The sequence below is a fragment of the Nostoc sp. 'Lobaria pulmonaria (5183) cyanobiont' genome, from assembly GCF_002949795.1.
GTDB lineage: Bacteria > Cyanobacteriota > Cyanobacteriia > Cyanobacteriales > Nostocaceae > Nostoc.
The window spans coordinates 2,076,574-2,089,729 of the sequence record NZ_CP026692.1; the positions used below are offsets into that span (position 1 = coordinate 2,076,574).

At 37.6% G+C, this 13,156-nt stretch carries 11 protein-coding genes and 1 pseudogene; 2 read left to right on the forward strand and 10 right to left on the reverse strand.

What is annotated here, in order from left to right:
* Position 1 precedes the first annotated feature (1 nt).
* From NLP_RS08925 to NLP_RS08965, 10 genes and pseudogenes are all read right to left on the reverse strand, one after another.
* Complete coding sequence (locus tag NLP_RS08925; protein ID WP_104906089.1) at positions 2-973, reverse strand: GDP-mannose 4,6-dehydratase; 972 nt, start codon at positions 971-973, stop codon at positions 2-4.
* Positions 974-1,722: 749 nt separating this feature from the next.
* Positions 1,723-2,880, reverse strand: coding sequence for a glycosyltransferase family 4 protein (locus NLP_RS08930; protein WP_104906090.1), 1,158 nt, complete (start codon positions 2,878-2,880; stop codon positions 1,723-1,725).
* Between the two features lie 4 nt (positions 2,881-2,884).
* Positions 2,885-4,027 (reverse strand): DUF4214 domain-containing protein, encoded by a 1,143-nt coding sequence (locus tag NLP_RS08935; protein WP_234017255.1) that lies wholly within the window; start codon positions 4,025-4,027, stop codon positions 2,885-2,887.
* 13 nt (positions 4,028-4,040) lie between these two features.
* The gene (locus tag NLP_RS08940) at positions 4,041-6,362 is read right to left on the reverse strand and encodes a glycosyltransferase (RefSeq protein ID WP_104906092.1); all 2,322 of its coding nucleotides are present in this window, start codon (positions 6,360-6,362) and stop codon (positions 4,041-4,043) included.
* Complete coding sequence (locus tag NLP_RS08945) at positions 6,359-7,906, reverse strand: class I SAM-dependent methyltransferase (RefSeq protein ID WP_104906093.1); 1,548 nt, start codon at positions 7,904-7,906, stop codon at positions 6,359-6,361. Before NLP_RS08945 ends, NLP_RS08940 begins: the two co-directional genes overlap by 4 nt.
* A 133-nt stretch (positions 7,907-8,039) precedes the next feature.
* Positions 8,040-9,338: an ABC transporter ATP-binding protein gene (locus tag NLP_RS08950; protein WP_104906094.1), complete on the reverse strand. Its 1,299-nt coding sequence runs from the start codon at positions 9,336-9,338 to the stop codon at positions 8,040-8,042.
* Positions 9,339-9,494: 156 nt separating this feature from the next.
* Complete coding sequence (locus NLP_RS08955) at positions 9,495-10,340, reverse strand: ABC transporter permease (RefSeq protein WP_104906095.1); 846 nt, start codon at positions 10,338-10,340, stop codon at positions 9,495-9,497.
* Positions 10,341-10,737: 397 nt separating this feature from the next.
* Positions 10,738-10,860 (reverse strand): hypothetical protein, encoded by a 123-nt coding sequence (locus tag NLP_RS36005; RefSeq protein WP_334820196.1) that lies wholly within the window; start codon positions 10,858-10,860, stop codon positions 10,738-10,740.
* Between the two features lie 124 nt (positions 10,861-10,984).
* Positions 10,985-11,137, reverse strand: a complete 153-nt coding sequence (locus NLP_RS36010) for a hypothetical protein (RefSeq protein WP_442946647.1) — start codon at positions 11,135-11,137, stop codon at positions 10,985-10,987.
* A 125-nt stretch (positions 11,138-11,262) separates the two neighbouring features.
* Positions 11,263-11,504: pseudogene (locus tag NLP_RS08965) on the reverse strand (Uma2 family endonuclease); the annotation flags it as partial.
* Between the two features lie 157 nt (positions 11,505-11,661).
* On the opposite strand from NLP_RS08965, the gene petP reads away from it, so the two are divergent.
* Together petP and NLP_RS08975 are read left to right on the forward strand one after the other, a co-directional pair.
* On the forward strand, positions 11,662-11,853 hold the full coding sequence (gene petP / locus NLP_RS08970) for a cytochrome b6f subunit PetP (RefSeq protein ID WP_104906096.1): 192 nt from the start codon (positions 11,662-11,664) through the stop codon (positions 11,851-11,853).
* Between the two features lie 121 nt (positions 11,854-11,974).
* Entirely contained in the window at positions 11,975-13,075 is a 1,101-nt protein-coding gene (locus NLP_RS08975; RefSeq protein ID WP_104906097.1) for a Get3/ArsA fold putative tail anchor-mediating ATPase NosAFP, read from the forward strand.
* The last annotated feature ends 81 nt before the right edge of the window (positions 13,076-13,156 follow it).

Genomic DNA, 13,156 nt, shown 5'->3' on the forward strand with positions numbered 1-13,156 from the left:
CTTAGGCTGCGTTTTTGCTCAATTTTTTCAGGTCATAATCAACCATAACCTCAACCAATTGCTCAAATGAGTACTGAGGCTGCCAACCTAACTCCGTCTTAATTTTATTAATGGAACCAACTAACTGGACTGATTCATCAGGACGATAAAAAGCAGGATCAACCAAGACATAATCTTGCCAGTTTAAACCAACGCAGTTAAAAGCACACTCAACGAGTTCTTTGACAGAGTGAGTTTCACCACTGGCGATGATATAGTCATCAGGATGTTCTTGCTGCAACATCAGCCACATAGCGTAAACAGCATCCTTGGCATAGCACCAGTCACGACAGGCATCTAGGTTGCCTAATTTTAGTTCATTTGCCAAACCCAGTTTAATTTGAGCAGCTGCGTGCGTGATTTTGCGAAATACAAATTCTGTTCCACGTCGAGGTGATTCATGAGTATAAGTAATACCACAGCAGTTGTAAAGGTTGTATTTCTGCCGATAGTTGACAGTCATCCAGTGAGCGTATGCTTTGGCAACACCATAAGGGTTGCGCGGACGAAAGGCGGTGCGTTCAGTCTGAGGCGATTCATCTGGTTGACCAAAAACTTCACTACTAGATGCTTGGTAGAATCGAGCATCCGGTTTGCAGCGCCGGATAGATTCTAAAAGGCGAGAAACACCAAGGGCTGTGTACTCAGCAGTCAGGGCTGGTTGTGTCCAAGAGAGAGGAACGTAGCTTTGCGAGGCGAGATTATAAATTTCGTCGGGTTGACACTCGCTAACCACATCCATTAAAGAAGATTGGTCTAAAAGGTCGCCAGATACAATTTGAACATTGCCTGAGAGGTGGTTGATGCGCTCTAGGTTACTTGTGCTAGAGCGGCGGACTAAGCCAAAAACTTCGTAGCTTTTAGCGAGAAGAAGTTCAGCCAGATAAGAGCCGTCTTGTCCTGTTAAACCTGTGATTAGGGCTTTTTTAGTCATGTGCTACAACAAAATTATCAAGATTGTGGAAATATTAGCTATAAGGTGTGAAAATTAATAGGGTAGCAATTAACATCTCTGGTTAAAAGCATCATGTCTATAATGGCTATATAAGCGCCTATGCAAGAGTCGGGTAAGGGAATCGCCCTAGTTACAGTTTTTTGACGATATTGGACAAAGCATATTCTAGAAATAGTGTGGCGATGAGAGCTTTTTATTATTGATTATTTGATGAGATTCATTACATTCAACTGGGTTTTATTTTTGCAAAGTTACCAAAATAACTCTACCCATGATAAAGCCCAAATCGATAATACGGGTTACGCGAACAGTTTCTCTAAATATAAAGTAACCCAACAAAGCTGAGAAAACATAAACTAAAAATATAGATGGGCCAGCAATACCCAGATTGATAATCTCCTTACTTCGTCTAAATTTATCAGCAAAATATCTAACTAATGATTAGCAATCATTAAAAAGGGGAATTACTATCAGGATTAATTCATCGATATTTTTTTCATAATTTATGATTTGTAACAAATTATTATTACTCTTTGATTCAAAAATTTACACGAAGTAACAAACTCAATTAAATAGTTGAATAGATTTATTTTTAGCGATCACCTGCAAATCCATCTTATTTTTTTGAAAACACTAACTGTTGTATATTGTTAAAATTAGTTACTAAACTATCACAACAGTAGCGATTGCTTGACCAAATTATTCTATCTTTAGAACCACATTTGCAATTAATCCAGTAATTTTAAATAATCCTTCTCTATCTTCGACCACCTATAATTACTTTCAACAAATTTTTTTCCCTGCAAACCTAGTTGATATCTAATTTGGTTATCCATTTTTTCTATAGCCACCTGAAACTCATCTGCATTGGTATACCAAACTCCAGCTTGGGATCTCAAACATTGTCCCACCAAAACATCACATTTTCCATTGACTATGACAGGCTTGCCCATTATCCAAGCTTCCAACAACACCATAGAAAGACTTTCATAAGGTGAGGACATTACCAGCAAATCACAAGCTGCTAAAGCATTCCACTTAGTCTGCTCATCTACAAAACCCAGCGCCACAATATCTGGATGGTGGGGAATTGGCATTGTTGGCTTACCTAGCAATACTAACTTTCTTGAAGCAGATTCCTGCTTTCGCAACTGTATAAAGTAGTGAAAAAGCTCTTGACACCCTTTAGACGGGTCGATTCTACCAATATAAAGCAGAAATGGTTCATTGATGTTATATTTTTGCCTGAATTCTTTTGCGTTAATGGTTGATGGTGGATCTATCGCTACACCAACAACGGGTCCGTCTAAGTTTATTTTGGGAAAACGAGTTTTGAGAAAATCTCGTTCTTCTATCGTGTTGAAGATAAATCCACGAGGTTTTTCAAAGAATTTATCCCACATACTCATATAAATGGGCCATTCGTTATGAGCTAAAGGAGCTAAATAAGCTTTTTTTGCTACAAATGCCAAAGGGAAATAAGTCGTCGCATATAAATAAGTAAAAAAAATAAATGCGTCGTATTCACGCTCTCTTTGTTTGACGTAAGTAATCAAGTCAGGAGAAAATGGCCCTTGTGATCGCATCCATGCTTCTTGTTCCTTGATTGAGATGTTTTTTAAATGAGGACATATTTTCTCAGACAAATGATTAAATTTTTTGATATCACGTGTCTGTGCTACCTGAAAACGCCGCACTTTAACACCAGCCACCTCTGTTAACCCTGGTGAATAGTAGTTTTTCCAAGTCATATAGTCTAATGCACAGGTTGTCAGTATTTCCGTATCCCAATAATTAGACATACGCTGGGCAATTTTAATACAGTGAGTTTCGGCTCCACCGTTAACCTCTAATCCACAGCGTTGGACTACGAAAGCTACTCGCATAACATTAATTATAAAAAGCTTTGATTTGTGATTTCGTGAAACGTATATGATCTACGATCGCTTCATTTTCTTTTGGATGAGGATTTTTGGAAAAAACATAATATGATTTTCTTGATATGGATATTTTGTTCATGCTATTGTCATACTTTTCATGCAGTACTTTTTCAATTTCTAGTTGCCTATAAAAATTGTGTTTTTCAAATTGTTTTACCCACCATTGAGTATCAGCCCAAATAATATGTCCATGCATTGGATATCCATCTTTGTCTACATGCAGCTTGGAAAAATTTCTTACCTGTACAATGTCTTCCTTCCAATCTTCAATATAAATGGGAAAAATTGTGCCAAAAATAATATCTTGACCGAATGCTGGAATATTACAAAATAAATAGCCATCATCACTCAATACCTTGGCTATTTTAGCAATATAATCGTCAAGTTTATTAACATTCAAATGTTCAAAAATATCTAATCCAAAAACTAAATTATATGTTCCTAAATTTTCTAAACTTAATAAGTCTCCTTTATGAATATTTTTCTGAATTTCAGGAAAAGCCTTATTTATTGCCATTTGACTAATTTCGACGCCTTCACACAATATATTAAGTTCATGAAGGCATTGTAAAATCGTACCATTAGCACAGCCTATTTCTAAGGCTCTAACAGGCTGAAACAATGAGATAATTTCTGCCATTATTCTTTTATCTATATCAATATTTAAACCCCATACACCTGGTTTTTCATAATAACCATGTTCCAAAATCATTGCTTCCAACCAATCAAAATCATCTTGACTCTTGACATTAAAAACGAGAATTTTATTAATTTTTGAAATGTCATCTACTAATTCATAACTTAATGGTCTTAATTCTCTTAAATTTTGGATATGATAATTTTCTTGTAAAACTTTGTTAATAAACTCATCTGATTTCACTAGGCTTATAAGAACGTTGGTTCGACTATATGCAGAATTTAGAAGGTTCATATAATGATTTAACCCACCTGGGTCTATATCTCGACCCAAAATTTCTTTATACGCATTTTCTAAAAAAATCTTATTAGATTCAGATGTAGAAATATTCTCTGAATTCCAATTATGGTTATTTTTTTGTCTTCCTTTATTTAAGAAATCTAATAATTTATTCACATAGTTCACTGCGTTATTCCTCCATCCTTAAAATTACACTATCTAATTTTTCAAATACTGCTGTGGTTAAAAATTTTTCTCTCCTTCTTCTCTGTGCATAAATTACCTTTGATATTAGTGATTTATCATATATCAGTAACTTTGCCAAGGCTGCAACCTGAACTAAATCGTCCTTACTCTTAAACATCAGCCCTGCTTCACCTAACGTTTCTGGTATAGCAGTGCTTTTGTAAGCCACAATAGGAACATCAAACCACATTGCTTCAACCAAAGGTACACAAAAACCTTCATGCTCACTCATTGACCAAAATAAGTGTGCAGTTCGATAAAATGCTAACAATTGGGCATCATTTACTTGCCCTGGAAGCATTACAAAATTTGTCAAGTTGAACTTTTCAATAGTATTGATTAGGTGAGAGTAGTACGGATCGTTTATCTCACCAAAACCAACTAAAATTAGCCGCGCCTCTTGATCCATTGTTAAGTAGTGGGCAAATGCTTCTAGGAGTTGATCTTGACGCTTATTTGGTGCTAAACGACCAACAAAAAGCAAATTAGCCTTACCATCTTGCAATTGCTGCATTAATTGAGCATCCGCAGACATATCCCATTTATTAGGGTTAGTAGCGATTGGTAATACCCCTGGTTCATGAAACCCAGACGCTGCAAGTTCCGCTGCATTGTAAGCAGAATCTCCAACTGATATTGGAAAGTACTGAGCTAGTTGTTTTAGTTCATTGCGACCTTTTTCTAGAATTTTGGCAAACTCCGGTCGATAAGGCAAAAAAAACTCAGATGGCGTGATGTTGTGATAGATTAAACATTTTACACCAGGATGAGCGATCGCATAATCTGTAAGTTCAGAACCAATTGAATGATGGTAAATTAATCCGGCTTGACGATTGATATATTTTGATTGGAATACTGTTACTTCATGAGCAACTCTTTCATCTACATACCTAACAAAAATATCAGATTTATATCCCCAGTCGCGGAGATAGTTTCTGATAGCTAGTGCGTGATTGGAGATAGCATCACCATAAGCAAGATTGGGTAGAAGTTGATGTATTTCTTGAAGCTTCCCTAACTTAGACTTAGTTGTTACTGGTGCTGATTGTTTAGATAGTCCAAATACAGCTTCATAACGTTGAATAATGTTATCCCATACAGCATTTTGATTTGCATAAATTTGACCGTTTGCTCCATATTCTGTTAATGTTTCCTTTTCTATTTGGTCAATTTTAGCGAATAATTCTGTCCATTCACTTTCTGTATCTGCTAGCCAACCACCCTTGGCAGACTCGACAGCCATTGCAGTAGCCAAACACTTTCGATGAGCAACAGCAGGTTTTTTATAGAACCAAGCTTCCATAATTACGCGGGAATAACTTTCGTTCTGGCTAGGTTGAAATAAAGCTAAACAGTTAGCTAATAATGCTTCTTTTTCCCTTTCTGCAACTAAACCTAAATCAATTAAATCCGGTACGGAAGCAATAAAAGATGGATTACCAGGACCAGCAAGAACTAATTTTAAATTAGAGTTTGGGTGCTTTTGCTTAAAATTTATATAAGCTTTAACTAATATATCTGTATTTTTTGTTGAATCTCGGCGACCTAAACAAAGAATAAACCGCTCTTGTTGGATTTGAAAATCTTTTATTTGAATAATTTCTGTGTTATTAGAAACACACGCTTCTATTCCAGCACCTGTTACAAGGCTTTTACTAATAATACCAGGACCATATAATTTTCTTGCTAGTTGAGCTTCACCCTCACTGATGAATAATAATCCTTTTGCTAAATGAAAAATATTAGCAATTTGTGGCAAGTAAGCATAAGCCTCATCGTGCAAGCAAGGCTGTAAAAAAGCACGACTGGCTACAATCTCCAAACCATTTAAAATAAGTCCATAAAGATAAGGTAAAAATAAAAAGGCTTGATACTGGTCTTGATATTGTTTTAGATAGTTTAGTAAATCGCTAGAGTTAATATTCTCAGAACAAAATATAGCTGCATTTTTTAAACTTATAGGGCTGACTCCCGGCTTTAAGGCAGACGATGGTAAGCTTAATATCAAAGCGTTAACACCATCAAAACTAGCGCGATCCCGGCAATCAACTTTAAAGCGGCGAATTTTTAAACCTTCTTCTTGGCTCAATCCAGATTTAAGATGATTAACTGACCAATCATCGTGAAAAGAGTGACAGCAAGTTGTTAAAACTTCAATTTGATGTCCTCGTCGTGCTAAACGTGTCGCCAATTGCCAAGCTTGTTGTTCTGCGCCTCCTTTTAAATCATTACCAAACCAAGGGGTAACTAAAGCTATTGGTTTCATTTTTTATATCCAATTACTGCATAATCGCGGGAACAAAAGAACCAGTCATTAAGAGTCACACTTTCTATATCTTGTTTGTCAAAGGGGCTATTTTCTACTGGGTTTAAATACAATAATTGAACATTTGATAAGCCTTTAAATCTCATACAAAATTGAATTGTTTCAGGAAAAACTGGATTGCGGTGAGTTGGATCTGAATAAAAATTGCAAGCCCCAACTACTAAATTTTTGGGGTTTGGCGTTTCAAAAATAGCAATTCCCTCTGGTTTAAGTACTCTCACTACTTCTTCCAATAACTTGATTAACACCGGAAATTCTAAATGTTCAATGATGTGAAAACCCGTGACTGCACCTAAGCTATCATCTGGTAGGGATTGCAAGTATAGAATTACATCAGATTCAACTACATCAAGTTTTCTGGCTTGGCATTGCTCTTGCATCACCCTGTTGATATCTATACCCTTTGCTGTGTAACCAGAATCTCGCAGTAACTGTAGCCATTCGCCCCGTCCACAACCCAGATCTAAAATAGGGGAGTTTAAGCTACCAATTTTTGCTTCTTCAATCAAAGGTAAATATACTTTCAATCTATTAAGAATTTGCTCACGGCTACCTCGAAACTGGTCTTCAAAAGCAACGTAGAAGGCATCTAATAAATGTTGGTCTTCATTGAGAAAAGTTTGCATTTGCTGTTGATTGAATGGTTGTGGCAACCGCCCCCGTGCTTCTTCTAAAAACAAGGCAATCATACGCTTCTGCTGTATCAAATCATTTTTTAGATAATTGTCATTTCTAATATGGCGCTCATCCATCCCTTGAATATGAGTCTTAAAATTGTTTAACTTTTCTTCCATATCAGTCATATAATTATTTGCAAATTTATTAACGGTATTCAAACTATGATCTATACCTTGAAAACGAATATCCATAACATCTAAGCACTCATCTATTCCTTGGAAGTGACTATCAACATTAACCAAGCGTTCATCTATTCCCTGGAAGTGACTATCAACATTAACCAAGCGCTCATCTATTCCTTGGAAGCGACTATCAACATTAATCAAGCGCTCATCTATTCCTTGGAAGCGACTATCAACATTAACCAAGCGCTCATCTATTCCTTGGAAGCGACTATCAACATTAATCAAGCGCTCATCTATTTGCGTCTTTAAAGTATTAATTTGTTCTATTAGCTGGCGGTTAACTGTTACAGACGCTTTCAAAGCAAGAATTAAATTTAAATTGACCTCTCTTTGATCTTTAAATAAAAAATTAATAAGTTTTAGAATGAATTTTTGTAATTTTGAGCTGAACTTTAAAGGAAAGCGATTAAGTTTATCAGGCCACTTTGTGCGTGCACAAGCTCTAGCTTCTGCATTTATAAGTAAAGATTCAATATATCCAATCTTTGAGATTAAATCTGTTATATCTGCATGATTTTTTGCAGCTAATGGTTGAGAATCTACTTGGCGTTTAGCAACCTCTTCGCGGATCTTTTGCATTAACTCATCGATATTAATTTCAGGGTTATTAGAATCAAACATAGTTTAATTTACACAGTATATTAAAATATTACATTTATTAGCTTATTAGCTCAAATTCCATTGCTATGAATCTATTTGTTTGTTTCAAATTAGCAATTTAAACTCATAGTAAAAATTAGTTTTCTTTTACAAGTTAGCCCCCTATTGTGTGATTTACTGGAATATTAAATTTGACAGTTGATCGCAAATCTACTAAGCCATCACAAGAAATACTGTTATTGACTTCCAACACTACTAGTTCATCGACCCAATCATAACTTAATCCTTCTTCAGAATGTATTCCCAGTGTAACTGTGTAAACTCCTTTATTCATATAACAGGGAATTTTAAACAATACTGTTAATTCCTGATTTTGATTTATTTCTGGTAATTTAATGTTTAGTAAATGAGTATTAATTCCATATATTACCAAACCCATTAAATTCCTAATTGAGATACCTACAATTAAGTCTGATAGTTCTGCTTTTGCTTGCAATAATACACTGATTTGGAATCTTTGTCCCGTTTCTAATTTTGCTATTTTTTTACCTTTTAAATCAATAAGTTGAACATTTTTAATAATCGCTAATTTATTGCCATGCCTATGTAAACTATCGTCTGGATTATTTTTGACAAAATCATCGATTAATTCAATATTATTTTGTTGAACTAATGTTCTATCTTCAGATTTATTATTTTCAATTTCTACTTGATTATCGTCTGAGCTTAATAAAGCAATATAATGATTTACAACCTCTTTAGGTCTACCTATTTCTAGCATTTTTCCATGATTCATCAATATTGCGCTGTTACACAACATTTTGACGCTGCCAGAATCATGAGAAACAAATAATATAGTTACTCCTTCTTCTTTTAGCTGACGAATACGCTTCATACAGCGAGCTTGGAATTTCGCATCTCCTACAGCCAAGGCTTCATCTACGATTAAAATACTTGGTTCTGTATTAGCAACTACTGCAAATGCTAATCTTACTACCATGCCACTGGAATAGGTTTTAACGGGATGTTCAAGAAAATCGCCAATTTCAGCAAAAGAAGCAATTTTGTCAAACTTAGCTTCTATTTCTGCTCGGCTTAACCCTAAAACTTGTCCATTAAAAAATACATTTTGCCGTCCAGTAAACTCAGGATTAAACCCACTACCAAGTTCCAATAATGCTGAAACCCGACCATTTACGTACAATTTACCTATAGTTGGTGTCAGCGTTCCGGCAATAATTTGTAGCAGTGTACTTTTGCCAGAGCCGTTTTGACCAATGATGCCCACAGTGTCACCTTTAGGAACCTCTAGGCTAATATCCTGCAATGCCCAAAACTCCTGAGCGCGGCTTTTAGCAGGTAGCAAAAGTTCTTTTAGTCGATCTACTGGTCGAGCATACCGCTTATAGCACTTCGAGATATTCCTCAGCGAAATTGCAATCTCTTCACCCATATTACTACACACTTACTATTAGTTCATCCAGACTGCACAACTATCATCAACTAATCAAACTTTCTACCCTTTTTTGAATCATAGCGCTATGGTGTACTGTATAGTTAGCCTTGCCATTAACGCTGATTTAAGATTCAATGGATCAGTAAAAATTCCCTACAAAACATCGGCAAACGCTGGACGTAACCGTTTATACACAGTAAAGCCGCAACAAAATATGACCGAGGCAATCATAGAAGCTACTCCCCATTCGCCCCAATGCTTCACCTCCCCAACTAAAACTATGTCACGATAAACTTCAGCGATCGCTGCCATTGGATTTAACCAGAATACCAAACTCTGCCACTGCTCTGGAATTGCTGATACTGGATAGACAAGCGGTGTTGCATAAAACCAAACATTTAAAATTACTACTAAAGTCTGCGGGATATCTCGCAAAAATACCGTTAGTCCTGCTGCTAAATAACCCAACCCTGCTGTGAGCAATAACTGTGTTAACCAAACCAAAGGTAATAGCGCCAAGGTAGCATGTAAAGTATGAGTATTTACCGCCACGAAAAAAATCAATGCCATTAAACCAAAGGAACTCTCAATGAATGTTGATAAAATTGGCACGAGCGGTAACAAACCTAGGGGAAATACAACCTTCTTGACTAAATTCGGCTGTCCTACGACTGAAGTAGCAGACTGTATCAACCCCCCCGAAAAAGCAATCCAGGGAAGCAAACCCGCAAATAGCCACAAACCAAAGGTGAAGTTATTTTCTGGCAAACTTTTGATACTCAACTTCACTCTTAGCACAATCGAAAACACATACGTGTAAATCAGTAATTGTGATAGCTGATTTAGTAAAGGCCACAAATTACCTAAAATAGAACCTTTATACCGCGCCTCTAAATCCCGACGTACCAAAGTTCTCAGCAAGTCAAACTTTGCCCAAAACCTTTCATTTATCGGCAGTATGCGCCTTAGACTCTCTGTTTTCCGTAAAAATCCTCGCATTGTTCGTAACAATTTCCCTTCCTCGCTCACTACTTACACACCCAATTTTTTCTATAAATCTTTATAGCGATGAAAGTACTCTTGTCTTCCTTGAAGAATACATCATTACTAAAAAATATTACCTAAATTGTCTTGGAGATTATACAATAAATCTGCTATTGGTAAGTGTATTTTTACTTAAATCTAAATTTTGTCGGCAAGACTGCTTTCCTTGTTAAGGATGCAAATGTTTGCTTAACTCAAGTTATCTGGAGCAACTCCTTGCGATCGCAAATACTCTACTAATAATTTATCAGCCTGTTAGTGTTCTTGTTGTAATGGTTCATCGTCTGAATTGGAATATTCAATCAATGTTAGGATTGGCTATTTTGATGTTTTTAGTCATAGCTACCTTTTACTAGGGTAGGTTGTTTGGATCAATTCCTTGCGATCGCAAATATTCTGCCAATCGCTCTGCCCGTTGATATTCTTGTTCAGCCCGTTGGCGCTCTTGTTGTGCTTGTTCTCTTCGCGTCGGCATTTAACCTGTTGCATTATACCAACACAACCACAAACCTGTTGTCTGCTGATAAGAACCTTGCCAAAGACCCAATCCTACTTATAACTCTTGCAACCGGTTCAAATCGCTAGCAAGTAAAATTTCTTCAGATGAATAAATTGACAAGTCCACTGAGCAAGTCCGCCTGAATGCGGTGAAATTCATCTGGCAAACCTGATTCTCCTACCAATTTACTTGGTAAATCATACATCGTAGGCATTGTTTCTTGTGGCGAACGGGGTGGATCTGTTTGATACATGACTACTACCTTTGTTGCTTAACTCAACCTATCTGGATTAACTCCTAGCGATCGCAATTGTGCTTCCGATGCCTGTCGTTGCGCTACAATAGCAATTTCCTTTGGTGGAACTACGCGATCGCTATTTCGGTGTCTTTGACCAAAAAAAAGTCTAGACCGTGAAAATCTCGATTTCGCAATTGCTGACGGCTAAAATAGTTAGATTCGCACCTATAAAGAAATCATTACAGTCATGCCAGAGCCACTCAAGGGAAGTTACTAGCAGCAGTAGCTGCATATACAACGAAATTTCTATCTCCGGCTCATCACTTAACAACCGAGTTGCATCAGGCATTTGCTGTTCTAGCTGTTGCGCTGTGACAAATATGGGCATGTACCTGTTTGATTGTTGATTTAATTTTAAGCTGTTAAGTCAGGAGTTAGGAGTTATTCTTTCTCATCTCCCCCATCTCCACTGAATTTATGAGAGCAGAGTCACGGATTCCGCTACACTGAGACTTGGTTTATCTGAATTGTAATCAGGCATGGAAATCGGACAAAAAGTTAAAGTCTATCGTTTGCGCGATCGCGTTTCTCCCCCAGTTGTAAAAAAACTCGGACAAGTAGGTATTATCCAAGGTTACAAAGTCACTGATGGTGCTGGGATCGGTGTAGTGGTGCTGTTTGACGATAATTATTCCACTTGGTTTTTTGAAGATGAAATCAAACCTGTGTAGTAGTGAAAGAACTTAGATCCGAATTTTTCTTGGCATCTGAAATTTCAAGCACAGGTTGAGAGTCTTTGTTGAATGTTAAGTTGGAGTTGAAAAGCTCGGCGGTGAAAATAGGAATCAAGTAATGACTCTAATATTGACATTTTTGGGCAAAGGCGGCACCGCTCGTACCAAAATTGCGATCGCCGCCGCCAAATTATTGGCAAGTCAAGGCAAGCGCGTACTCCTAGCAGGACAAGCAGAACCAACGTTGCAAATCCTGCTGGGTAGTCCTATTGCTGCCGATCCCCAGGAAATCGCTCCCAATTTACAAGTAGTCCAGTTTCAAGCATCTGTACTGCTAGAACGCAACTGGGACGAAGTGAAGAAACTTGAGGCGCAATACCTCCGCACGCCCATCTTCAAAGACGTTTTTGGTCAAGAACTGGTAGTATTGCCGGGGATGGACAACGCCCTAGCACTGAATGCTATCCGCGAATATGATGCCAGTGGCAAATATGATGCGATCGTCTACGATGGCACGGGCGACTCTTTAACGCTGCGAACGTTGGGTTTGCCAGAATCTCTGAGTTGGTATGTCCGGCGATTTCGGCAATTATTTGTCAACTCCGACTTGGGGAAGATGATTACTGAATCGCCCTTGATTCAACCGCTGATTAGCAGTTTTTTCAATGTCAACTGGACAGCAGATAACTTTGCAGGGCCCACTAACCAAGTCAATAATTTCTTAGAAAAAGGAAGAGCCGCTCTTGCCGATCCGAAGCGTCTCGCTGCTTTCTTAGTGACTACAGAAGATCCGATTGAGATAGCAAATGCTCGTTATTTATGGGGTAGCGCTCAACAAATCGGTTTAACTGTCGGTGGTGTTCTGCTTGTGTCTACTGAGACAAATGTCAATCTGTTAGAGGAATTTATACCCCTACCTGTGAGCGTCGTTCCCGACTCGTCCACAGGTGATTGGCAACCACTGATAGACGCTCTACCCAACTTTGAAGCACAAGCTTTACAGGCTCCCAAACCAATTGAAATAGACATCCACAATCGTCAAGTACGCTTATTCTTGCCAGGATTTGACAAAAAACAGGTCAAGCTTACCCAATATGGGCCAGAAGTCACAATAGAAGCAGGAGATCAGCGGCGCAATATTCCCTTACCCCCGGCTTTGAGTGGCAGGCCCGTTGCTGGAGCAAAGTTTCAGAATAATTATTTGATAATTTCGTTTTAATTTATGGGAGTGGGAAATGGAGAGTGGGGACTGAGGACTGGGTACTGGGGACGGGATAATAGGGAATAAACTTAATCACCA

What these genes read in the sequence shown, in the direction of transcription:
- NLP_RS08925 (WP_104906089.1), bottom strand. Translation starts at nt 973, where the DNA reads ATGACTAAAAAAGCCCTAATCACAGGTTTAACAGGACAAGACGGCTCT.
- NLP_RS08930 (WP_104906090.1), bottom strand. Translation starts at nt 2,880, where the DNA reads ATGCGAGTAGCTTTCGTAGTCCAACGCTGTGGATTAGAGGTTAACGGT.
- NLP_RS08940 (WP_104906092.1), bottom strand. Translation starts at nt 6,362, where the DNA reads ATGAAACCAATAGCTTTAGTTACCCCTTGGTTTGGTAATGATTTAAAA.
- NLP_RS08945 (WP_104906093.1), bottom strand. Translation starts at nt 7,906, where the DNA reads ATGTTTGATTCTAATAACCCTGAAATTAATATCGATGAGTTAATGCAA.
- NLP_RS08950 (WP_104906094.1), bottom strand. Translation starts at nt 9,338, where the DNA reads ATGGGTGAAGAGATTGCAATTTCGCTGAGGAATATCTCGAAGTGCTAT.
- NLP_RS08955 (WP_104906095.1), bottom strand. Translation starts at nt 10,340, where the DNA reads ATGCGAGGATTTTTACGGAAAACAGAGAGTCTAAGGCGCATACTGCCG.
- NLP_RS36005 (WP_334820196.1), bottom strand. Translation starts at nt 10,860, where the DNA reads ATGCCGACGCGAAGAGAACAAGCACAACAAGAGCGCCAACGGGCTGAA.
- NLP_RS36010 (WP_442946647.1), bottom strand. Translation starts at nt 11,137, where the DNA reads ATGTATCAAACAGATCCACCCCGTTCGCCACAAGAAACAATGCCTACG.
- petP (WP_104906096.1), top strand. Translation starts at nt 11,662, where the DNA reads ATGGAAATCGGACAAAAAGTTAAAGTCTATCGTTTGCGCGATCGCGTT.
- NLP_RS08975 (WP_104906097.1), top strand. Translation starts at nt 11,975, where the DNA reads ATGACTCTAATATTGACATTTTTGGGCAAAGGCGGCACCGCTCGTACC.